The sequence below is a fragment of the Streptococcus mitis genome, from assembly GCF_905187495.1.
GTDB classification, from domain to species: Bacteria; Bacillota; Bacilli; order Lactobacillales; family Streptococcaceae; genus Streptococcus; species Streptococcus mitis_CU.
Window position 1 is genome coordinate 39966 of record NZ_CAJJIB010000012.1, and the last position, 23708, is coordinate 63673.

Genomic DNA, 23708 nt, shown 5'->3' on the forward strand with positions numbered 1-23708 from the left:
GCTGACGGATTTTGAATACAGTAATGTAGTGAACCAATACACAAATAGGTAAATTTGGACCTTAGAACTGATGATTAACAATTATTCATAAATGTCTATAGATACACTCAGAACTGACCATACTAGTCTACCCCCTTTAGAGCACTAATCATGTCAATCTTTCTCATACGAAGACTAATAAAATAAGCAGTCCCTAAAGATGTAAACCAAACCAATAACGTAGCAAAAACAAGGACATACATACTGACATAAGCGGTATACTCAATTCGAATCGTCGAAAATGTTGCTACATACTCTTTCAAAAACCATATTCCTAAAGGAATTCCTACTAGCCACCCAATAAAGGTAGTCAGTATAGTCTCAAGAAGAGTCACCATCTGTAGATATTGATTAGAAAATCCTAATACTTGCAATGTAGCATAGTCTCTCATTCTCTCTACAAAGTTTAAAGAACCCAGATTATAGAGAACAATAATAACCAGTAATAAAGCAAAGCCAATAATCATTAGAAATACACTCATCAAACTAGCTACAAAATCATAGGCATTTTTTTCTTGGCTCCCTTTTTCAATGACAGATAGAACACCTTTGTCTTGCTTAATAGTATCTTGGTCCACCTCTGATCCAACTAATAAAGTATGTGGAGTAAAATCTCCCCCTGCTTTTTCAAAGACTCTAGCATGAAGATAGGCCCCTTGATTGGTTTCACTTGTGACAATCCCTTTTACTTCAAACTTGTAAGTATGACCATCTTGATAGGGAGTCACATTTAAAAAATCTCCGACTTTAATACCTGCTAAACGGGCAAATGATCTAGTTATATACAAACCATCATCTTTCAAAGAATCCGCACTCTCTGTTTTTGCTTGGATCATATCTCCATCATCAAATATAATCAATAAACGATTGTAGCCATCATCTGGATTAAAATGTGCCTGTGAAATTTGTACACCTTGCCCACCATATCTAGACTTAGAAGATGTATAATCCGCTACGGTTAGGCGTTTTGAATAAGAAAAATCTTCATTGTATGCCTTATCAACAAGATGATTCATAGACACAGGCATACCAATTCCAGCAATCAGTAACATCATACTTCCTGCAACTCCCACGATTCCCATCAAAACTCGAATACGATTAAACGAGGCATCACGAATTGCCCATCTAGAAGGATAAGAAATTCGTTGCCAGATAGAGGAAAATCTTTCCACAAAAACAGATTTAGCAACTTTTTCTTTACCTCTTAAAAATATTGCTGGTAAGCCTCTAGCTGACTCTCTAGAAGCTAAATAGGCAGCTAAAACACAAATAATAATGACTACAATACCGACAACCATTGATGAAGACGAATAAGATATTTGCCAATTTGGAAGTGTAAACATTGACTTTTGAGTTTCTAGTACAAACCATGACATCAAGGGAGAAATAGCAAAGCCTGCGAAACTTCCTAATAAACTTACTACTAAGCCAAATAAAATATAATGTAAACTGATAGCCTGATTTGAAAAGCCTAAAGCCTTTAATACAGCAATCTCTTTTGTTTGGCCATCAATCAAACGCTGAATGGTTGTAAACATAGCCAAAATAGCTAACAAAATAAAGATAAAAGAAAATAAGTAAGATAAGTTTCTAATTTGCCCAACTCGATCGGTAGCTTCTGATATTTCAGTTAAACTTTTTTGATCTTGATAAGAAACTAAATCGCCCCCAAAAATAGACTCTAAATCTCCTCGCAAATCTACCTTAGAACCGTAAATTTCTAAGGCATTATCTGACGATAAACCCAGAATTCCTTTTGCAATTTCATTATCTGCAATATAACCATAGGCATCATTGTCAGGATTTGGAGCGATATATTCCATACTACCTGTAAAATAAATCTTATCTGTTGCCTGAACAAATCCTACAATTTTTAAATCTATCTGTTCTCCTCTTGATGAAATAGAAATTGAATCTCCAATCTGTAAACGATTCTTCTTCGCATAATTCCCATCAATCCAAATCGAATCTTGTTTTCCTTCAGAAAAACGACTTCCTTCTGTTACTGTAACCAGTTGATTATCTGTAATCGTTTCAAGATTGATTCGTCCGTCAGTCTTGTCTAAACGAACAATATTAGCAAAGCCTTTCTTTTTACTGACAACTTTTTCAACAGAAGATAATTGTTCAACCTGCTTGATTTTTGATTCATCAATTTGTCTCGCTTGAACCCAAACAACAGGAAGTTCAGATTGTTTCAGATAACTCTCTAGACTCTTTTCAAGTCCATGCCAAGCTCCTTGTAGACCTACAAAGATTAATACACTTAATAGAGACATCAGAAAAACAGAGAAAAATTGTTGCCAATTTTGCCGAAGATCTCTTAATAATTTTATATGAAGATACCTCATCCCAGCACCTCTTCATTATTCTCTATTTTTTCAATACTTCCATCTTTCAAATATATAACTCGATCTGCAAATTTAGCAAACTCTCTATTATGTGTAACCATTACAACTGCAGCATTCCCATTTCTAGAAACTTCCTTCAATAGAGTTAAAATACTATCACCTGTCTTTGAATCTAACGCTCCTGTAGGTTCATCACACAATAATAGACTAGGCTCTTTAGCCAATGCCCTTGCAATTGATACACGTTGCATTTCACCTCCAGAAAGTTGATTAGGAAAATTATTTTTTCTATGAAGTAAACCAACTTGAGCTAAATACATATCAATTTCTTTATTGTTTTTCACTAAATTTGCTGCAATACCTATATTCTCCTTGGCTGTTAAACTTGGAACTAAGTTATAAAATTGAAAAACAAAACCAATTTTATCTTTTCGATAAGCAGATAATTCCTTGTCCGTAAACTTTGTTACTAGTTCCTCATCAAATATAAAGGTTCCTGATGTCGCACGATCCATCCCACCAAGTAAATTTAGTAACGTACTTTTCCCTGAACCTGATGGACCTAAAATAACTGTAAATTTCCCTTTCTCAATAGAAAAACTAACTTGATCTAAAGCACGAACTTCTTGCTCTCCTACCTTATAAATCTTACTAATATTTTGAAACTGAATCATACATACTCCTAATATCTTGTCATAAATTTTATTTTTTCCTTTAATGTAGGCTCTTCATACTGTTCTATGATACGTTTAGATACTGCTTCCCTGTTTTCTCGTATAACCTTTTCAGCTAAGGAAATAGCCTCATCTACTGGAACAACTATTGGCAACTCATAATGTTGAATGATCTGATTTAACCGTTCTTTCTGACTACCTTTGACACAATAAGGTGTCAGACCCAAATTCCTATAAGCTTCATATAATTCCTCATCTGATAAATTTCGATACTCTTCAGATACTGGTCTATGCCCATCTGGATCCATTGCAAACTCTACTGGTAAATGAACAACATCTGTATACCACAATTTCGCATGATTCTTAGAGACAACCCCATAAGCAGTCAAATATTTTTTGAAAAATCGTCGACCCGGAATACCTAAAATAGATTTCATCAATCGATGAATGAATGCTGATCCTGGATTAATTCCTACCTTCATTCGAACAGTCCCGTAAATCCATTCATTCAATACTGAACCATCTGATAGAAAACTTCCATGTTCCTTGTATAGAATTCCTTCTGTACGAATTCTCTCCTCAAAACGCTTTAGCCCTAGTGCCATTAATTCAGTTGATGACATATCCTGAAATCTTCTGCCAGGATATAAATCTGTCAAAATTTCCCTCGCAGACAAAGCGTCGATTAAGGGAAGTCCCGTTGCAATCGAAAGAGCTGTAGCAGTTGTTGTCTTACCTGTAGAATAAGTGCCTGATATCACTAACCTTAATTCTCTATTTCCCATCACTGTCCCCCTCCATCAGGTAATTTTTGAGCTATTTTACTTTTAAAGACTACCTTATGATCTATATCATATCCAGACATTTCGTAGACTTTCCAATGTTCTTCTCTAATTTTTAATAATCTATTTTTTGAAACACTACCACTGAGCTCCACTACTCCGTTCAAAATTGGTGAATTCAAGTCTGCACTTACTTGCTTCATCCACATGGTATTGCTCTCCTCTCGAGATATCTCTTCGATATGGTAGGCTAACATCTCTGCCATTTGAGAAAAAATAATCAGAAGCTCTAACAAACTATAATAATTCTGTTCTAGACTACCTACACCACTATATTCAATATCTTTGATCAATACTTGCTCTGCTTTACAAGATATACTACTATCTGAAAACTCAACATCGTATATATCATGTTGTCTATCTCTTAAATGAGTTGATAAAAAATCTCTACCTTGTTCTCCTATAGCAGCTACATTTTCCATACATTCTAATAATTGATATCCTAAACAAACTTTCATATCCATTACCAAGCAATCAAATTCAATCACTTGGTTCGTCATTTTGAAATTTTGTAATTCTAATTTTAAATTTACCAATTCTTCTATAGCTTTTATCCCTGACTTTATCTCAAAATGGCTTAACCTATACTGATTTAATCTCACTCCCATTCTTTTCAGTATTTCACTTCCAAATAAATGAGCTAATACTATTCCATCTAATGTACTCAGGTGTTGCTGTATGATTTCAGATTGTTTACTAGACCACAAACCTTCTTGATGAAGAGACCCAACTCCTTCTAAAATATTTTTCAACTTAACTTCATAAGTCGTCTTCTTATGCCCTCTGCCAAAATAACGATTTTTATTGTCTCCAAGTAAATAATCTACTGTTAGCATATACTTCTCCAATCTTTTAAACTGACTCTATCTTAAACAAAAAAAGACAAGAAAGAATCCGTAATTTACGAAAACCTTCTTGCCTTTTTAGTATAAAATTATAAAGATACTAGATTTAATCGAATAGCCTCACGTACAGCTCCAACTCTACTCGTCACTCCCAACTTTGAACAAATATTTGAAACATGGGTATCCACTGTTCTCCTGCTGACAAATAAACTATTTGCTATCTTTTCATTAGAATATTCTTTTACAATCAGTTCCAATACACTTAACTCCGTATCTGTCAATAGATTATTTTCTTGCTTTTCTAACAAACCATCTGGAATAACGTGATTTCCCTTATAAACAGCATAAATTGCACTTTTAACATCCAAATAAGAACTTTCTTTGGGTAAAAAAGCTTGAATCCCAAAATCCATCGCTCTCTTATGTAACAAAGTGTCATAAAATCCTGATAAAAGAACTATCTTGGGAACTGTATTCAGAAATCTATTTATTTGACTAATAACATCAAATGCCGTTACTCCTTTCAACATAAAATCCATAACTAGCACATCTACCTTTTCATTCTTAAGACAGAGAAGTAAATCTGCTACTTCTGTATAGGAACCAACAATTTTAAAATCATCTTCCTTTAAAAAATAGTTCTCCAATCCTTGTAATACTAAACTGTGATCATCAATCAAAACCAAACGAATCATTTTTCTTCCCTTCTATAGGTATCCGTATCTTCACACTTGTAGGTTCTATATTTATCTGAACAGTTCCCCCCAATAAATGAACCTTCTCTACAATTCTATTTAAACCAAAATGATGTTCATTAGACTGATAGTTTCCCTTAAAAATACCATCATCTATAACTTCAATTGATAAAATCTTTTCTTTTGTAGATAAATCTACAGTAATTTCTCTAGCATTCCCATGAAGAATACTATTATTTACTAGTTCTTTAACTGTCCTTAATACAAACGTGCCCACTTTATCGTTAACTTTTTCTTCATCTATTGAAAAAGTTGTCATAATCGAAACAGTTTCCATCTTCATGAATTGATTTAATATGCTAGTAATAGATTCTTTCAACCCTAATTCATGCACCATTAAAGGATAGATATTGGAACATAAATCTCTTAATTCAAAAACAATATCATCCAACATCTCTAATAAAGCTCCTCTATTAATGTGTTCACTAATTTCTAACTGCTTTTTATAATAAATAACCTTCTGAATTGTAGTATCATGTATAAACGTTGCAATTTCTTCCCTCTCTAATTCAGTAGCTACAAAAGTATGAAAACTACTAAAGATTCCCTCCATTTTATGGCTAATCAACATCATTTTCCTTATTTCAGGTAACAAAGCTAGTGAAAAAAGAAAAGTGTAAAGAACGAAAAAAATTGGAGAAAATTCTCTTAATAACAGACTAAAAAGAATAATTAGACTAGTAAAAAAAACGGAAAATATCAAGTTATATATGAATGGATTCCACTTCCAAGCAACATATATCATTCGCTCTAGTATCAAGTTATTCACAATAGAGAACAAAATAAGCAACAATAGAGGAATACTATAAATAAACGAAACTTCCTTACCAATCGGGAAAATATATCCAAAAAATAAAGGAAATAAGGCCAGAACTGCTAAAAATAAGGTATGAATTGGCAGCATTTCTCTTCTCTGATAGTAATTTATAAGCATCTTTAACAGTAGGATAACTAAAAAGAAAAATACTAAATAAAATACTCCCCTAGAAAAAAAGATGGTTAAAAAATCAATAGGCTGTATAAGATTATAAACATACAAAAGTTGAGTGATGAGTGAATAGCCCAGTATAATACGAGAAAAGTTAGAAATGGTTGAACCTTTTATCTTTAAGACTAACACTCTAATGAAGATATCCATGAATAATGGAAATAAAGTCAAGTATGAAATTAATAGACTACGACCAAATACATCTCCTATACTTGATGGAATGATCGATAATAGCATCAGACTAGTATAACTAATAAAATAAAAATATCGTTTCCCAGTTTTTCCTTTACTTCTGCCTTTTATGTATAAGCGAAATAACAGTAGAATCAGAAAAGCAATGATTGATAAAACAAGAAAGATAATTTGGCTTGATCTCCCAGATTCTATTATTAAAGTCTTTGAAATTCCCCTATCTAACACTGTCACAGAATGAAGCGGTTCAACAATTAAAAATCGAGATAATAAGAAATTACTATCTGGATTCTGATCGTCTATTTGTATAATAGATGACCCTATTATCTCTTGATGATTTGCAAAGCTTCCCAGATTATGGACTTGTCTAACTATCCACTCATTCTCATGTTTATCTACGGTGATTCCACTGTACGTTCGGTTAAAAATTGAAAACGAAAAATAAAGAAAGAAAATAAATAACAAAACCAAAGAAAATCGAAACATTTTTGACTTCATTGTTTGTAACACTCCACATTTCACTTGATATTGATGTTTATTCTACCATTTTTTCATTCAATAAGACAGGTTTTATAGTTAAATTTATTCTTTTTTCTTTCGAGATATAACTGATACAATCTTCTGGTAGGTGAAATCCTACCTGATTTGACTTTTGAAGACAAGATGAAAACCGCCTACGAGCACTTGAAACGCTTGATTAACCTCAAAGAGGAAAACGTAGCAGTTCGTGAATTCCGTGGCCTCGCTCCTCACTACCTCCGTGGAACATCTGGTGCTGCCAAACTCCGTGGAGCCATTTCACAAGCTAGCACTCTGGCAGAGATTGAAGCTCTCTTGCAGTTGCATAAGGCTTAATAGATTAAAACCCGTAACTCTCTTAAAGTTGACGGGTTTTTGATTGTAAAAATTCAAATACTGAGCGCTATTATTGATTCAAAGCAACACTGGAAACCTTGCCATCCGCTCCTGTTGTAATTTGGATGACTTTCCCTCCACCGATTTTGGCATTATACTTGCCATCATCAAGAGTATAAGAATAGCCTTTGAGAGAGTAATTTTCTTTCTTTCCATCGGAAGATTCTACTGTGAATTGACCGCCAGATGAAACTGTAATGGTTTCCTCATTTGCTCCCTTCCAATTGCCCGCTGCAGCTGAGAAATCACCATCTACCATAGTTAAAACACCCTTGTAGCGTTTATTTTGCTCTGCTTGCTTGTCTTGAAGTTTGCGGTCAGTTGTAGGATCATAGCTTGATTGGTTAGACTGGGCTTGAGGAGCCTGTTGAGTTGAAGGAGCCTGAGCAGGAGTTTGTTGACTAGCTGCCTGTTGATTAGCTACTTCTTGACCTTGTCTTTGCTCTGGTGCAGGTGCCGCTTGTGATGGCGTTGCAGTTGCTGAAGATTGATCAGTAGACGCCTTAGCCTTTTCAGATGAAGCTGAACTTGAGGACTTCTGAGTCTTGCTTTCTTTGCTAGCAGAAGCTGCTTTAGAGCTTGATGATTGGCTTGTCTTAGCAGAACTGCTTGCTTGAGTTGTTTCCTTTTTATTTCCACAAGCTCCCAGTAGCAAGGTAGAGGCCAATACAGTTGCTGCCATCAATTTGATATAGGTTTTCTTTTTCATTTTTCTACTCCTTTGTAATGTTTTAGAAATATAATGAAATCTTTTTGTAATATTATTGTAACATTCTGATTTAAATATGTCAATAATTTATCTAAACTATTTTAAAAATCTCACATAATTTAGATACATTTACTCCTCCTACTCTTCTATTCGTAATAAAACAGAAAAACAGGAGATTTTCCTATTAAAAATTTGAATTTGTTTTTGTGTAATCGCTTGCAACTTTAAGTACAAAGGAATATAATAACATTGAAATAGAATATAGGAGGTGCACTCTTATGCTAAATAAGCATTATAAGTATCTTCCTTGGTTGATTTTGGGAGCAATTGGCTCTTATCAATCAGCCGCTTACTATGCGCGAACTGCATTTGATGTGTTTTATCTGACTACAATCTTTTTGATTGTTTATATCGCTTTGTTATTTTTACATGAGAACTATCTCAAGTATCGATACAAGGACTTCTTTACTCACCTGTTGAGTAATTCTAAGAAAGATAGCCATCCCTAAAAACAGTCGCAACAGCAAAACCATTTCATGATGGTACATAAAGAGGTCGGGAACTTTGTCCCGGCCTCGTTTTTTATTTCAGTCGATAGGTTTTTCTTGGTTTCTTTTTAGGTACTCGTTTGAGCCCGACCTCTTCTACGTACTCGCCATATTTTACGAGAAAGTTATTGCTGACGATTGGACGACCGGGGTTGATGAGATTGACCAGTTCAGTCCCTTCGTAGACAGTGAACTCCTCCTCTAGCAGATAGAGGAAGGTTGGGTTCCAGTCTAGACGGCCTTGGATTCGTTTGATGGATTCTTGGATAATGGCATAATGGTCAAAAGCGAAGGCTTGATCCTCCAACTCTACTCCCTTTGAGAAGCACTTGCCTGTCTGAAAATCGACATCTACAAAAACCACATCCTTGGCATCGTCTCCTGCTTGAACAAGTTCTAATGCACGACTAGGCAAATAAACCAAGTGGGCAATGGTCACTGTCCAGCCCCGTGGGTCACGGCCGGGAGTCGATACGGTCATCAATTGCTCGATTTTTTCCAAAGGAAGATCGAGATTGACTTCTTCTCTCACCTCACGCTGACAGGCATGCGCAGCATCTTCGCCCTTGTCCATAAATCCTCCAACCAGAGCCAAACAATTTTGATAAGGGTGAGCCTTGCGACGAATTAATAAGAGCTTGATCTTTCCTTCGACAAAGCAGTAGGCTACCATATCCACCGTCACACTTGGTTTTTCGTATTGAGGGAGTTCCTGCTTGTAGTACCAGTCTAAAAACTCTTCCTGACTTGCATGAACTTCAAAAAATTCTTTTTCCGTCATCCCTGCTGGAATCATCGTGTCCGCCATTTTATGCCTCCTTACGAACTGCCTTGGTCCATTGGTACCAACCTACTAGACTATTGAGTGTGTAAACCCAGTACATCCCTTGGATATGGATATTTTCACCCCACCAGAGGTAGATACTAAAAAGATTGGTTGCAATCCAGAAAATCCATTGCTCACGGTAGAGACGTGTCATCAAGAGCTGACCTACACCATTAGTCGCATCGGTAACACTATCACGGAAAGGGCGAGCACTATGGATACTTTGGTAAGCTAAGCCCATACCAATCCAGATGATAGCAGTCAAGACCAAGTACTTGAGCCAGTCAAAAATAGATAATTTCTTAGCTTCAAAATGAGATTCTTCTGCTTTTCCTTGGTCATTAATACGGTTGGACAGCCAAGCATAGAGGCCAATCGGCTGCATGACAAAGAAGTAAACGGTCGTCAAGACTTCGCCATAAAAAGTCGCATTCATGGCCAAAATCAAATAGATAGCAGAGTTAATGGCCCCAAAGAGATAATTGCTTGCACGCCCTTCTGCTACCAAGATAACACAGACAATCCCAGTCCAAGATGCAAACAAGCTCATCCAGTCATGACTTTCTGTATTTTGCGTGAATTCCAAGATCAAGGGAACACTTGACAGGACGATGAGATACAACCACTGGAAGAGGCTACGGCCGACAAAGAGATCTTTCCAGAGCAGGTTCATGATTCCTGCAAAACCAATCTTGCGGGCTTCCGCATGGACGTTTTTAAAGTTCTCGATAAATTGTGTGATTTTTTCAGTTAGTTTTTTCATATTTTTCTCCTAATCTGCTTGGTAAATGGCATCAATAGCCACTTTTGCTGCTTCATAATTTCCTAGATAATCCTCAGCTAGATAAACTAGTGGAATGTTTGCTAAGTAGCGCTCCCTCATCTGGTCCAAATGCTGGGAAAAACTATGACGAATATGGTCTTCTGCCATAGTCATATCTCTAAATCCGTCATTGACATAGGAGCCGACAGGCTGCACAAAGAGAATCAAGTCCCATTTTTCCTTTGCTAAAATCGAGGCAAAAAGATTGTCAAAAGTCTCTCCTGATAAATCCCCTTGGTCCTCAGTCTCCATGTAATAATCATAGTAGCCCTTGGTTACTAAGGAGTTGGTATCAGCTATCACCAGTCCCCTATTGGCATTACTGTCAATTAACTTAGAGGTCTGGTCATACTGCCCCAACAGGAGATAATAATAATCCTTTGGAGTCAATTCATCGTCGCGGACATTGTTTTTGATCTGGTACTCACGTGCGTATTCCAAGCTGACTGGTGCATCGTAATACCTAGCCAAATCCTTGGCTAGAGTGGTCTTCCCATTGCTGGCACTTCCCATAATCAACACTTTCTTTGTAAACTGACGTCGGAAGGGTTGAGCAATATATTTCCAATATTTGCTTGGATTTTCTCGAATCATAGTCGCTGAGATACCAAACTTTCTTTCTTGCAAGACAGTCTCAAAGCCACGATTTGATAATTCTTGCTGGTAGTCTGCTTCTCCCACAAAGAAAATTAGTTCTTGCTGGGTTTCATCATAGGAAATCTCCGCTAACATTTGGTCCAACCACTCCTGCCAGCCCATAGGGTAACGGGGAAGCTTGCTCTCGTCTAACTTGCAGACAGAGGTCAACTCGTCATCACCAAAGGCCTCTCGGATATAGCGAAATCTTTTTTGAAGCGTTAAGCCTACCTGCTCCCCTCTATCTCCCTCATAGCCTGAAACGACAACCCAGACCCGGTCACACTGTCGCTTCGCTCGCTGGATCAGATCGATATGACCTTGATGAAGCGGAGCAAAGGTTCCAAATACCACTGCTGTTTTCTTTTTCATAAACCTATTGCCTTTTTATATTTTTTGATATTTTCATTATCTATGTTTTTATTATAAACTATATTTTTGTTTTGTCAATAGTTTTTTATCATTTTTTATAAAAACGTTGCGAAAAAAGAATCAAGATTACTCCTGATTCTCCATTTTTATGCAATATCAAATTTTAACTGGCCTGCTTTAACACCAATTTTAAGTGTGCTGCCTGCCTCTAATTCTCCCTTGAGAAGAAGTTCTGCCAACTTGTCTTCCACTTCTGTTTGCAGGGTTCTGCGAAGTGGACGAGCTCCCATCTCTGGGTCATATCCTTGATTTGCCAACAATTTCAGTGCGGAAGCTTGTAATTTCAAGTCAATGCCTTTTTCAGCCAAACTTGCCACTAAAGGTTTGACCATAATCTTCACCACTTCCTGCATATGGTCGCTAGATAAGCTATGGAAGACCACCTTTTCATCAATACGGTTGATAAACTCCGGCCTATAAGCTTTTTTCAGCTCTTCAAACATGCGTTTCTCCATATTCTCCTGGTCAAAACGAATGTCCTTGGCCCCAAAACCAACAGTCTTGTCATCACGAAGGGCTGTCGCACCAAGGTTTGAAGTCATGATGATAATGGTATTTGAAAAGTCGACCTTGCGTCCCTTGCTATCGGTCAAGACACCATCATCCAAAACCTGCAAGAGAACATTAAAGATGTCTGGGTGGGCCTTCTCTACCTCGTCAAAGAGGAGAACAGAGTATGGTTTGTTGCGAACCTTCTCGGTCAACTCCCCACCTTCTTCATAACCTACATAGCCCGGAGGAGCTCCGTTGAGACGGCTAGCTGCGAATTTCTCCATATACTCACTCATATCAAAGCGGATAAGGGCTGATTCGTCGTCAAAGAGGACTTCTGCCAGAGCCTTAGCCAATTCGGTCTTACCGACACCCGTGGGTCCTAGGAACATAAAGGAACCAATCGGACGCTTGTGACTGCGAATCCCTGACTGGTTGCGGCGAATCGCACGGCTAATGCTTGAAACAGCTTGATCTTGACCGATGACACGTTTGTGCAATTCAGCTTCCAGATTCAGGTATTTCTTAGCGTCAGTCTGAGTCAGTTTTTGTACTGGAATACCTGACAAACGACTCAAGGTGGTCAAAATATCAGCCTCTGTCACCAAATCTTTATAGACTGGGACTTCCTCTTCTTTTGCGATTAGCTGAGCTGCCTGTTTCCACTTACCATCCATCAAGGCCTTGTCAGCTGGACTCAAACCTGAATCGTCTGCTTTTACATGCTTAGCCTTATTTTGCACTGTTGCTGCTGCTTCATCTAAGAGGTCGATAGCAGAGTCTGGCAAGTGACGGCTAGTCAAGTAACGATGCGCCATCTTGACAGCTGTTTCAACCGCTTCATCTGTGATTTGCACACGGTGATGTTTCTCATAAGTCGCCTTCAAGCCTTGCAAAATGATCATACTGTCGACCACGCTTGGCTCTTCAATCGTCACTTTGGCGAAACGACGAGAAAGGGCCGCATCTTTTTCGATGTGTTTTTGATATTCTTCCTGAGTGGTCGCACCAACCGTTCTCAAAGTTCCACGCGCCAAGGCTGGCTTCAAGATATTGGCCGCATCCAGAGTCGAATCAATCCCACTACCAGAACCCATGATAGTGTGAAGTTCATCGATAAAGAGGATAACTTGACCATCTTCTTCAATATCCTTTATGATATTGTTCATGCGTTCTTCAAAGTCACCACGGAAACGTGTCCCTGCAACAACATTCATCAAATCAAGCTCTAACACGCGCATCTTGGCCATTTCCGCAGGCACATCACCACTAGCAATACGCTGGGCAAGACCAAGCGCCAGAGCTGTTTTCCCGACACCAGCATCCCCAACCAAGACAGGATTGTTCTTGGTCTTACGGCTCAAGATTTGAATCATACGCGAGATTTCCTTATCCCGACCGATGACTGGTTCTAACTTGCCAGAACGCGATTGCTCTGTCAAATCATGCGTATAATCCTCGAGACCACCACTAGGAGTCTGGGGCATGCCCATCATATTAGCCATAGAATTTTGCTTATCAGCTACTGTACGATGACGTTGACGTAAAGCCTTGAGGTCTTCACGAGTCCAACCTGCACGTTCTTCTAAATTTCGACGAAGGGCAGCAATCTTGACCTGATCTTTCTTGTCTTCATAAGAAAAACCAGCCCTCTCCAAGATACGAGTCGCCAAGGCATTGCCATCATGCAAAATCGCATAAAGGACGTGCTCCGTCCCTAGCACCTTAGTATGGACCACTGACGCTACATACTCTGCTTCGTCAAAAAGAACCTGCAAACGATGGGAGAACGGCAATTCCGTAAAGGTTTCATCCTGGCTATAGTCCGTTTCAGTCAGTTCCAAAGCCACCTCTTCTAAACGGTCCATCTCATACGGATAATCATTTAAAGTTGCCCCTGCCACACTATAACTGTGATTGGACATAGCAATCAACAAGTGCCAAGACTCTAGATAACGAGCTCCAAAATGGCCAGCAACCATGTAGGCACTTTCGATACATTCATTCAATGCTTTTGAATAGTTCATCTTACTTCCCTTTTCTATCTACCTCTTGTATGACCTGTCGTAGCATATTAGCTCGAAGGACTGGAGCTTCTTCTCCTAGAACGCGATCCAAAGCTACTGCCACCAGCAAATTCATCTCCTGCTTGGTCATCAATTCCTGCTCAACCAAAAGCTGCAGAATATCTTCATAAATTTCTTGACTGACCCGCTCACCAATTGAGTAAAGCAGCTCCCTGAGCATTTCATGATGACTAGAAAACTCAATCCGTCCTATACGAATGTATCCTCCGCCACCACGCTTACTTTCAACCAAGTAACCTCTACTTTCCGTAAAGCGTGTCTTGATCACATAGTTAATCTGACTAGGAACAACCTGGAAAGTATCTGCCAACTGACTCCGTTGCAACTCCACGATACCAGATTGATCTAAAATCGCCTTGATGTAGGCCTCAATATGATCCGATGTATTTTTAAATCTCATTACAAACCCACCTCTCTCTTTAAACCTTGACTATCTTTGACTATTATACCGAAATTTTCTCATTTTTAAAAGAAAAAGGGCGCTGGTAAAGTATAATCTTCACCAACCCCCTATTTTTCTACTTATCTAAGCCTAATTCTGCCAAGATTTGACGTTTGTAGGCAATCTTTTGGACTTCCTTGTCCTCATCTCCCGACCAATCTAGTTTAATTTCTGAAACAATCTGCCCAGGGCGATTTTTCAAGATATAGATGCGGTCACTGAGATTGAGGGCCTCCTCGATACTATGCGTGATGATCAAGGTTGTTAGTTGCAACTGCTTGTGAATCTCAAGGTACCAAGCGTGTAGTTCCATCTTGGTCATCTCATCCAAGGCGCTAAAGGCTTCATCTAAGAGAAAGAGCTTGTGCCCAAAAAGATAGGTCCGTAGTAAGGCTACACGCTGGCGCATCCCTCCGCTGAGTTCATGGGGATACTTGTCCCGTACAGCTGTCAACTGGAAGGTCGCAAGAATTTCATCTGCGCGAGCAATAGCTTCTGCCTTATCCACCTTTTGAATCAAGAGGGGCAGAATGATATTACCAAGCACCGTCTTGTGCTCCAAGAGCAGATCCTTTTGTAACATATAACTCACGCGCCCCTTGGGATTTTCTTCACCATCAAGGACAATTCTCCCTGACTGAACTTCTAAAATCCCCGCAATTAAGTTGAAAAGCGTAGTCTTACCAACACCACTTGGGCCTAGGATAGAAACCACTTCACCTGAAGTGACTTTCAGATTGATGTCCTCTAAAATCCTCTCCTGACCATAGGCATAACTGACGTGTTCTAGTCTAATTTCTGTCATTATTTCACAAATTCGTTGGTGAAGCCTTTGTCTGTCAAATCTTCTTTAAGGATACCATTTTCTTTATCCCATTTGTAGAAGGCATTCCAGCGAGCTGCATCAAATTGCCCCCATTTTTCCTTGTCGCTTGCGTATTCTTTTGACAAGTATTTTTGAGATTCGATGACAAAGTCACGTTTTTCCTTGAGTTCAGGTGCATTTTTGATGAGGATATCAGCTGCTTCCTCTGGATGCTCCATAGCATATTGGTAGCCTTTTTTGATAGCTTGGATAACTTTGCGAGCTTCTTCTTTGTTGTCTTTCAAATAGTCGTTGTTAGCAATAATGACTGGTGAGTAATAGTCAAATTCTTTAACGTAGTCTTTCAAGTACATGAAATTAGCATCTACACCTTGAGATTTTGCAAGGATACCATCCCAACCGTAGTAGATCCAAGCAGTATCAAAGACGCCATTGGCAATCGGTGTGATTGAGTTTGAGTCGTTATTTGGTACTTTTTCAACCTTCTCAAAGTCTCCACCTTGAGATTCTACCAAGGTTTTCAACATAGCAAGTTCAGTTGGGTCATTCCATGTCCCGTATTTTTTACCAACCAAGTCCTTTGGACTGCTTACATTGTCAGATTTACGAGAGATGATTCCTGATGTATTGTGTTCAACAATAGCTGCAACGGCAGTAATTCCTGCTCCTTTTTCCAATTTTTTAGCCATATAGTCTTGGAAATAGACTGCAAATGGTGCCTTACCGTTAATAACCAAGTCAGAAGAACTTTCTTCTGGTGGCAATTTCAAATCAACATCCACTCCAGCTTCTTTGAAATAACCTTTTTCCTTAGCAACATAAAGCCCTGTGTGGTTGGTATTTGGCGTCCAGTCTAGGATAAAGTCAATCTTCTTGAGTTCTGCTTCCTTATTATCCTTAGAAGCAGTTCCTTGACCACAGGCCACAAGCACAACAGCTACAAGAGCTGTTAAAACAGTTAAAAACACTTTCCATGTTTTCTTCATTTCAATTTCCTCTTTTCTTTTTCAGAAACATTCTTATTCTACGAACGTTTCCATTTAATAACATATTTTTCACTGACATCAACCAGCTTCATACCGAGAAGACTGATAATCGATACCAGAATAATAATAGCAAACATAGTATCATACTGAAACAGTTTCTTGGACTGAATCATGTAGACACCTAGTCCTTCAAAGCCTCCCAACCACTCAGATACTACTGTTGTGATAAAGGCGTAGGAGACACTGACCCTCAGACCAGCATAAAAGTAAGGCAGACTGACAGGGATTTTAAAATGCCACAGGATTTGCCAAGGTTTGGCCCGCATCAGACTAAACAAGGTCAGCATATCCTTGTCACAATGCCTAAAACCGTCCAAAATGCTGACGATGATAGGAAAGGTTGTTGTCAAGATAATCAAGACAATCTTGGGCAAAATCCCATAACCGAGCCACAAAACCAGGATAGGGGCTATGGCAATGGTCGGGATAGTCTGAACAACCACCATCATAGGGTAAATCAGATCGTTAAGCCAAGTCAAACTGTCCATAAGCACAGCCATGAGACAGGCAATCAAGACTCCCAAAATCAGTCCCAATAAAGCCACTCTCAAGGTGGCCCAGCTATGGTGCCAGAGAAATTCTCTATCACGAACAAAGGACAGGAGAATTTCAAGAGGTGTCGGCAGGATAAACTTGGGGAGAAGTTTAAGAAAACCTGCTAACTGCCAGATTGACAAGACCCCCATAAAGCCCAATAGACTAATGTGTCGTCTCAGTATACTTTTCAAGTTTCTCATCAATACTTAAAATCTCTCCTACATTTATTTTGACATTGGCAAAAACATTATCTGCCTCCTGCCCTGCCACTTCTAGCGCTTCTTTGAGAATGCGCATAAGCTCATCAAACTCCCCTTCCAAGACCGTTTCAAATGGTGTCACCACCATAGTCACCTCTTGAGCTTGCAGATAAGCAATGACTTGATCGATAACAGCAATCCGATCAATCCCCTGTGATAGGGGTAAAATTTGCAAGGCGATGCTTGCTTTCATAAGAACCTCCTCTTCTCGTTTTCCTTTGACAAAAAGAAAAACCTTTGCCATATATGGAAAAGGTCAAGAGTAGACTAAGTATCGTTCCCTACGCTGGCATTACCCAGATCAGGTGCGGTCGAAGCTTAACGCTTCCTCTCAGACTGTACACAGACTCCCATATATTATATGGACATATGATAGCGCAAAACAAAAAAAATGTCAAGGAAACTGCTTACAGAAAAGAGTAGGAAATTTTCCTACTCCCATTTTCTATACTCGTTCTCCATCACTATTTACTCTGTAGCCATCCACTGTCGTATTGACAGCTAAGGCGCCTGAAGAGTAAGAATAATACCACTTACCAGAGACTTGATACCACCCCGTTTTCATTGCCCCTGAACTATCTAAATAATACCACAGACCATTTTCCTTTAACCAGCCTGTCTGCATTTCACCAGATGATTTCAAATAATACCAACTAGATCCATCTTTCAGCCAGCCTGTTGATTTAGATCCATTTGATTTAAAATGATACCAACTACCATTTATTTTCTTCCAACCGACAGTTGAACTGTTATTGGATCCATAGTTAGAGCTATTTCCTGATTGATTCTGATAATTCTGTGAAGAGGTTACTCCCTCTAGCTGGATATAGCGACGACTTCCGTTATAAGCCGTATAACTCAACCACTTGTACCCATCTTTTTCGAGAATTTGATCATAATGAACATTCTCCCCAGGATAATAGTAATCAATTGCAGTTGCGCCAGCTAGAGGCTGATTTTTGATAGCAGCCTTAGTCTTAAAATAATGTGTTCCTCCTGTTGAAACTGAGGATTGACTATTCCCAACACTGCCACCAGCTAAATCTTTAAAATGAATAAAGCCAGTCATAGTATTCGCCTTCACGACGCGCTTATTGTAAGATTCCCTTATTCCATAATTGTATTCTTCAATCTCAATCTCATCTCCTATTACATTTGACACCCAAGCAACATGACCATAAGTTCCTGCAGTCGACCAAGCAATGGAGCCAATCGCTGGTCTATTATCGACACGATAGCCTTCACGACGAGCACGATAGCCCCATTCATTCGCATTCCCATAAGCCGCCGGAATCTCAAAACCATTGACATTACTCAAACGAAAGGCTGCAAAAGAAGTACACTGACGAGAATACATGCGCCACTTATCAATCTCCTGGCTCCCATTTTTATAATGAGCAGGATAATCATCCCCACGCGCAATCGATCCATTTCCTCCGGAATAGGCATATACACTATTACCCGCTGCTAACATCAATCCTACTACTAAAAAGGGAACAACCTTTTTAGCTGATTTTCTAAAAGAAAATCTTGTCTCTGCTACTTTAAATGGTGAAATTTTCATTCTTCCTCCTTGAAAAATAATATAAATCGAAGATTACCTTCACTTAAACTATTCGGAGAAAAAAAGAAAAAGTGAGAAAATTTCTCACTTTAGTCAAGATAATGAATCAAATTCTTTTCTGTAAGGATATCTGAGTAAGTAAAGGATTCAACGTAAACATTAGCTTGTTTATCTCCTTCAACGTTCCCAAATTCAACGATAAATAGGGATGGATAAACCTCAATTAGCTTACCCAATCTATTTTTTTGGCGCTTACGACCATTCTCCAAAGTCATTTCTACGACTTGTCCCTCATGTGCCTTGATTTCTTCTTTTATTTTTTTCATCTTGGCTACATCTGTAAATGCATCTGACATCTTATGCCTCCCTCTTTGAGATACTTGAAAATTTATTGTATTCTTTTTGGAAAATTAATTCCACCGTTCCACGAGCTCCACTACGGTTTTTCTCTATAATAACTTCTACCTTATTGTTTGGTATGCCTTCCTCTTCTTCACCACCACGCTCATAGTAGTCGTCGCGATAAAGAAAGGCTACGATATCAGCGTCCTGCTCAATAGAACCAGATTCACGAATATCAGACAAGACCGGTCTCTTATCCTGGCGTTGTTCTACACCACGAGAAAGCTGACTTAGAGCGATTACTGGAACCTTCAGTTCCTTAGCTAAAATTTTCAACTGACGTGAAATTTCTGAAACCTCTTGTTGACGATTTTCCCGACCAGTTCCCGTGATAAGCTGCAAATAGTCTATTAAAATCAAACCAAGATTTCCAGTTTCTTGAGCCAGTTTACGAGAACGAGAACGAATCTCTGTAATCCGAATCCCTGGCGTATCATCGATATAGATACTTGCATTAGCTAGGTTCCCTTGAGCAATGGTATATTTTTGCCACTCCTCATCAGTCAATTGACCCGTACGGATAGAATGCGATTCCACCAAGCCTTCTGCCGCCAACATACGGTCCACTAGACTTTCCGCACCCATTTCGAGTGAAAAAATAGCAACCGTTTTGTCCAACTTAGTCCCAATATTCTGAGCAATATTCAATGCAAAGGCTGTCTTACCAACCGCTGGACGGGCTGCTAGGATAATCAACTCCTCCTCATGAAGTCCAGTCGTCATATGATCCAAGTCACGATAGCCTGTCGCAATACCTGTAATATCGGTCGTTTGTTGCGAGCGAGTTTCCAGATTTCCAAAGTTGATATTCAACACATCTCGAATGTTCTTAAATCCACTTCGATTAGCATTTTCGCTGACATCAATCAGGCCTTTTTCTGCCTGAGCAATGATTTCATCAGCTGGTTGCGAAGCCTCGTAAGCTTGATTGACAGACTCTGTCAACTTGGAGATTAATCGACGTAGCATGGCCTTCTCTGCAACAATCTTAGCATAATACTCCGCATTAGCAGAAGTTGGCACAGAATTGACAATCTCAACCAGGTAAGACAAGCCACCAATATTCTGTAAATCACCTTGATTATCAAGAATGGTACGAACCGTTGTTGCATCTATAGCATCGCCACGATCGGATAAATCGACCATAGCTTGGAAAATCAAACGATGGGCATACTTAAAAAAGTCCCGAGACTCAATATATTCTCGCACAAAAACAAGCTTACTCTCGTCAATAAAGATAGCCCCTAAAACGGATTGCTCAGCTAAGATATCTTGAGGTTGTACTCGTAACTCTTCTACTTCTGCCATCAGACTTCCCTTCCTTTTACAATCTTGTCAAGAAAGTGTAAATTTACCCTTCTTTCACACGAAGATTGATCACACCTGTGATATCTTGATAGATTTTCACTGGTACATCGATCAAACCAACTGCTCGAATCGGAGCTTGTACTTGAATATGACGCTTATCAATCTTAATTCCAAATTGCTTTTGCAATTCTTCTGCAATTTTCTTATTGGTAATGGAACCAAAGGTACGACCATCTGGACCAACTTTTTCAACAAATTCTACAACCGTTTCTTCTGCTTCTAGTTGGTCTTTAATTGCTTTTGCTTCTGCAATCATCTCAGCGTGAGCTTTCTCTTCTGATTTTTGTTTACCACGAAGTTCACCTACAGCTTGAGCAGTTGCTTCTTTTGCTAAATTCTTTTTGATAAGAAAGTTTTGTGCATACCCTGTTGGTACTTCCTTAATTTCACCTTTTTTACCTTTTCCTTTAACATCTGCTAAAAAGATTACTTTCATTCTTCTTTCTCCTTTTCCTTTATTTCATTTAATACAATTTCTGTCAGTTTTTCACCTGCTTCTGACAAGGTTAAATCCTTAATTTGAGCTGCTGCCAAATTAAAGTGGCCTCCACCTCCCAGCTCTTCCATGATCCGTTGTACATTCAGTTTACTACGACTGCGAGCTGAGATAGAGATAAATCCTTGTGTATTCTTCGCAAGAACAAAACTCGCTTCAATGCCCGACATAGCTAACATGGCATCTGCTGCCTTACTAATAACAACTGTATCATAGCATTTCGAGTCCTTAGCCTCTGCTATCAGTACATCTGAACCTAATTTACGTCCCTGTAAAATCAGTTCATTGACCTCACGATATTCTTCAAAATCCGTCGCAGCCATTTCCTGGATAGCAATGCTATCACTTCCGCGCGTTCTGAGATAGCTAGCAACATCAAATGTCCGACTAGTCACTCGCGAGGTGAAATTTTTAGTATCCAACATCATACCAGCCATCAAGACGCTTGCTTGCATACGACTCAAACGATTTTTCTTAGAATTCTGGAACTGGATCAATTCCGTTACCAACTCACTGGCACTACTTGCACCACTTTCGATATAAGTGATAACTGCATTGTCTGGAAAATCCTGATCCCGTCTGTGGTGGTCAATAACAATGGTTTGGGTAAACAAATCATAAAAATCTTTTGATAGAGTTAAAGCTGTCTTTGAATGGTCTACAAGAATCAACAAAGAACGATTGGTCACCATCCCCATTGCATCCTTAACAGACAACAACTTTGTAACTCCTTCTTTTTCTAAAAATGAAACAGCTCGTTCAATATCCGGCGACATTTGTTCTTCGTCATAAATAGCATAGCTATTTTCAGTCACATTGCTGGCAAATAACTGCATACCTACAGCAGAACCCAAAGCATCCATATCTAGATTTTTGTGACCAACTACAAAAACCTGATCTACACTTCGAATCTTATCTGAAATAGCTGTCATCATAGCGCGCGTACGGGTCCGTGTACGCTTGATTGAGGCAGCAGACCCACCACCAAAATAAACTGGATTTTTTGTTTCGTCGTTTTCCTTGACAACCACTTGGTCGCCACCACGCACTTCAGCCAAGTTCAAATTGAGCAAAGCAACTTTCCCTATTTCATCATGATTTCCATCACCATAAGAAAACCCCATACTTAATGTCAAAGGCAGCTGTCTCTGTTTCGCCTCTTCTCTGAAAGAATCGATAACCGAAAATTTATCATTCATCAATCCCTCAAGTACCGTGTAGTCCGTAAATAAATAGAAACGGTCCATACTCACTCGACGGGAGAACATGGCATGCTTCCCAGCAAATTCTGAAACAAAATTGGCTACAAAACTGTTAATATGACTGATATCAGACTCTGATGTTTCATCTTCTAAATCATCATAGTTGTCAACGGAAACAATCCCAATCACAGGTCGGCTCGTAACTAACTCAACAGTCGCTTCGTATTCTCCAGACACATCAAAGAAATAAAGAACTCCAGATGCCTTGTCCATATGAACCGAATAGCGGGTCTCACCCAAGGTGGCATAAGAACCTGGATTCCCCACAGAAGCCTTGATAATTGTTTGAATTAATGCCACATCAATTTCGCCCACTTCATTAGTCAAAATCAATTCAGCATAAGGATTAAACCATTCAACTTCACCTGACGACAAGTCTAATTTAATAACTCCGACAGGCATCTGTTCTAACAAGGTTGTCAAACTTTCTTCAGCTTGGTGGTTTACATACTGGATTTGTTCTACTTCACTCCTTGAGTAGTAGTCTCTCTGATGGATGAATAGTAAAATATATGAACCCAAAATAAGTAGCAAAAGAAATAGCGTTACCAGTGTATTCGTTACAAAAACAAGTTGCACAGATAGCACTCCGAACGCCACTATTCCTAATATTAAGGGGAAAATAGGACTTACATAAAATTTTTTCATTCCAAACCTCTTGGCACCCATTATACCATAATAACCACCAAAAAGCGACTTTTTAAAAGTGTAATCAGTAATTCTATCAATTATAAGAAAAAGGAGGTTTACAATTTAGTAAACCTTCCTTTACACATATTGAAATTAAGATTCTTTAACTTCTAACAAGCCAATCTCGCCATCTTCACGACGATAAATCACATTGGTTGTCTGATCTTCAACATCCACATAGATAAAGAAATCATGTCCCAACAAATCCATCTGTAGAATAGCTTCTTCCAAATCCATTGGTTTTAAATCAATTTGTTTTGAACGAACAACTCTAGATTGGACAACATTTGTATCTTCCACCAAAGCATCTGTAAATAATTGACTAGTTGCTACCTTGTTTTTATTTTTACGCTCGATTTTTGTTTTATTTTTACGAATCTGACGTTCAATTTTATCGGTTACAAGGTCAATTGAACCATACATATCTTGAGACACATCTTCTGCACGAAGAGTAATTGAACCAAGCGGAATCGTCACCTCCACTTTAGCCGTTTTTTCACGATACACCTTCAAGTTTACTCGAGCATCCAACTCTTGTTCAGCTTGAAAATACTTTTCGATCTTTTCGAGTTTAGAAACTACATAATCACGAATTGCTTCTGTTACTTCTAGGTTTTCACCACGGATACTATATTTAATCATATGAGTACCTTCTTTCTAA

General features: G+C 38.7%; 23 protein-coding genes and 1 pseudogene. 2 read left to right on the plus strand and 22 right to left on the minus strand.

Annotated features, from left to right (window positions below; translation table 11 throughout):
• Positions 1-122: 122 nt before the first annotated feature.
• From JQ843_RS03330 to JQ843_RS03355, 6 genes are all read right to left on the minus strand, one after another.
• The gene (locus tag JQ843_RS03330; protein ID WP_023947323.1) at positions 123-2390 is read right to left on the minus strand and encodes an ABC transporter permease; all 2268 of its coding nucleotides are present in this window, start codon (positions 2388-2390) and stop codon (positions 123-125) included.
• Entirely contained in the window at positions 2387-3064 is a 678-nt protein-coding gene (locus JQ843_RS03335; RefSeq protein WP_023947321.1) for an ABC transporter ATP-binding protein, read from the minus strand. Before JQ843_RS03335 ends, JQ843_RS03330 begins: the two co-directional genes overlap by 4 nt.
• Positions 3065-3072: 8 nt before the next feature.
• A complete protein-coding gene (locus tag JQ843_RS03340; protein ID WP_023947319.1) occupies positions 3073-3849 on the minus strand; it encodes an AAA family ATPase in 777 nt (258 codons plus the stop codon).
• On the minus strand, positions 3849-4742 hold the full coding sequence (locus tag JQ843_RS03345) for an AvrD family protein (protein ID WP_023947317.1): 894 nt from the start codon (positions 4740-4742) through the stop codon (positions 3849-3851). The genes JQ843_RS03340 and JQ843_RS03345 overlap by 1 nt, the downstream gene beginning before the upstream one ends.
• Before the next feature lie 98 nt (positions 4743-4840).
• Positions 4841-5446, minus strand: coding sequence for a response regulator transcription factor (locus tag JQ843_RS03350; RefSeq protein WP_023947315.1), 606 nt, complete (start codon positions 5444-5446; stop codon positions 4841-4843).
• The gene (locus JQ843_RS03355; protein ID WP_023947313.1) at positions 5424-7184 is read right to left on the minus strand and encodes a sensor histidine kinase; all 1761 of its coding nucleotides are present in this window, start codon (positions 7182-7184) and stop codon (positions 5424-5426) included. Before JQ843_RS03355 ends, JQ843_RS03350 begins: the two co-directional genes overlap by 23 nt.
• 129 nt (positions 7185-7313) lie before the next feature.
• Here JQ843_RS03355 and JQ843_RS03360 point away from each other — a divergent pair.
• Positions 7314-7541, plus strand: a pseudogene (locus JQ843_RS03360) (tRNA dihydrouridine synthase DusB); the annotation flags it as partial.
• A gap of 70 nt (positions 7542-7611) precedes the next feature.
• Here the strand turns inward: JQ843_RS03360 and JQ843_RS03365 are convergent.
• A complete protein-coding gene (locus JQ843_RS03365) occupies positions 7612-8310 on the minus strand; it encodes a hypothetical protein (RefSeq protein WP_203212901.1) in 699 nt (232 codons plus the stop codon).
• 278 nt (positions 8311-8588) lie between these two features.
• Between JQ843_RS03365 and JQ843_RS03370 the strand changes: the two genes are divergently transcribed.
• A complete protein-coding gene (locus JQ843_RS03370; protein ID WP_033687589.1) occupies positions 8589-8819 on the plus strand; it encodes a hypothetical protein in 231 nt (76 codons plus the stop codon).
• 73 nt (positions 8820-8892) lie between these two features.
• Here the strand turns inward: JQ843_RS03370 and JQ843_RS03375 are convergent, their stop codons facing one another.
• The 15 genes from JQ843_RS03375 to hpf all read right to left on the minus strand — a co-directional run bounded on the left by JQ843_RS03375 (position 8893) and on the right by hpf (position 23689).
• Positions 8893-9666 (minus strand): NUDIX domain-containing protein, encoded by a 774-nt coding sequence (locus tag JQ843_RS03375; protein ID WP_033687591.1) that lies wholly within the window; start codon positions 9664-9666, stop codon positions 8893-8895.
• Position 9667: 1 nt separating this feature from the next.
• Entirely contained in the window at positions 9668-10447 is a 780-nt protein-coding gene (gene pnuC, locus JQ843_RS03380) for a nicotinamide riboside transporter PnuC (protein ID WP_033687592.1), read from the minus strand.
• Between the two features lie 9 nt (positions 10448-10456).
• Entirely contained in the window at positions 10457-11515 is a 1059-nt protein-coding gene (locus JQ843_RS03385; protein WP_061589673.1) for an AAA family ATPase, read from the minus strand.
• A gap of 146 nt (positions 11516-11661) precedes the next feature.
• The gene (locus tag JQ843_RS03390; protein WP_203212902.1) at positions 11662-14094 is read right to left on the minus strand and encodes an ATP-dependent Clp protease ATP-binding subunit; all 2433 of its coding nucleotides are present in this window, start codon (positions 14092-14094) and stop codon (positions 11662-11664) included.
• A gap of 1 nt (position 14095) precedes the next feature.
• A complete protein-coding gene (locus JQ843_RS03395; protein WP_001211275.1) occupies positions 14096-14554 on the minus strand; it encodes a CtsR family transcriptional regulator in 459 nt (152 codons plus the stop codon).
• 118 nt (positions 14555-14672) lie between these two features.
• The gene (locus JQ843_RS03400) at positions 14673-15401 is read right to left on the minus strand and encodes an ABC transporter ATP-binding protein (protein WP_203212903.1); all 729 of its coding nucleotides are present in this window, start codon (positions 15399-15401) and stop codon (positions 14673-14675) included.
• Entirely contained in the window at positions 15401-16408 is a 1008-nt protein-coding gene (locus JQ843_RS03405; protein WP_004261900.1) for an ABC transporter substrate-binding protein, read from the minus strand. The genes JQ843_RS03400 and JQ843_RS03405 overlap by 1 nt, the downstream gene beginning before the upstream one ends.
• A gap of 38 nt (positions 16409-16446) precedes the next feature.
• The gene (locus tag JQ843_RS03410) at positions 16447-17205 is read right to left on the minus strand and encodes an ABC transporter permease (protein WP_024057369.1); all 759 of its coding nucleotides are present in this window, start codon (positions 17203-17205) and stop codon (positions 16447-16449) included.
• Positions 17168-17458: a thiamine-binding protein gene (locus JQ843_RS03415; RefSeq protein ID WP_000647655.1), complete on the minus strand. Its 291-nt coding sequence runs from the start codon at positions 17456-17458 to the stop codon at positions 17168-17170. The genes JQ843_RS03410 and JQ843_RS03415 overlap by 38 nt, the downstream gene beginning before the upstream one ends.
• Before the next feature lie 252 nt (positions 17459-17710).
• The gene (cbpD, locus tag JQ843_RS03420; RefSeq protein WP_020902625.1) at positions 17711-18829 is read right to left on the minus strand and encodes a choline binding-anchored murein hydrolase CbpD; all 1119 of its coding nucleotides are present in this window, start codon (positions 18827-18829) and stop codon (positions 17711-17713) included.
• A gap of 89 nt (positions 18830-18918) precedes the next feature.
• A complete protein-coding gene (locus JQ843_RS03425; protein ID WP_001278169.1) occupies positions 18919-19185 on the minus strand; it encodes a Veg family protein in 267 nt (88 codons plus the stop codon).
• A gap of 1 nt (position 19186) precedes the next feature.
• Complete coding sequence (gene dnaB / locus JQ843_RS03430) at positions 19187-20539, minus strand: replicative DNA helicase (RefSeq protein WP_004255325.1); 1353 nt, start codon at positions 20537-20539, stop codon at positions 19187-19189.
• Positions 20540-20582: 43 nt separating this feature from the next.
• Positions 20583-21035 carry a 50S ribosomal protein L9 gene (rplI, locus tag JQ843_RS03435; protein WP_004255324.1) on the minus strand — a complete coding sequence of 151 codons (453 nt, stop codon included), beginning with the start codon at positions 21033-21035 and terminating at the stop codon, positions 20583-20585.
• Positions 21032-23005: a DHH family phosphoesterase gene (locus JQ843_RS03440; protein ID WP_203212904.1), complete on the minus strand. Its 1974-nt coding sequence runs from the start codon at positions 23003-23005 to the stop codon at positions 21032-21034. The genes rplI and JQ843_RS03440 overlap by 4 nt, the downstream gene beginning before the upstream one ends.
• A 135-nt stretch (positions 23006-23140) precedes the next feature.
• Positions 23141-23689: a ribosome hibernation-promoting factor, HPF/YfiA family gene (gene hpf, locus JQ843_RS03445; RefSeq protein ID WP_004255322.1), complete on the minus strand. Its 549-nt coding sequence runs from the start codon at positions 23687-23689 to the stop codon at positions 23141-23143.
• Between the last annotated feature and the right edge of the window lie 19 nt (positions 23690-23708).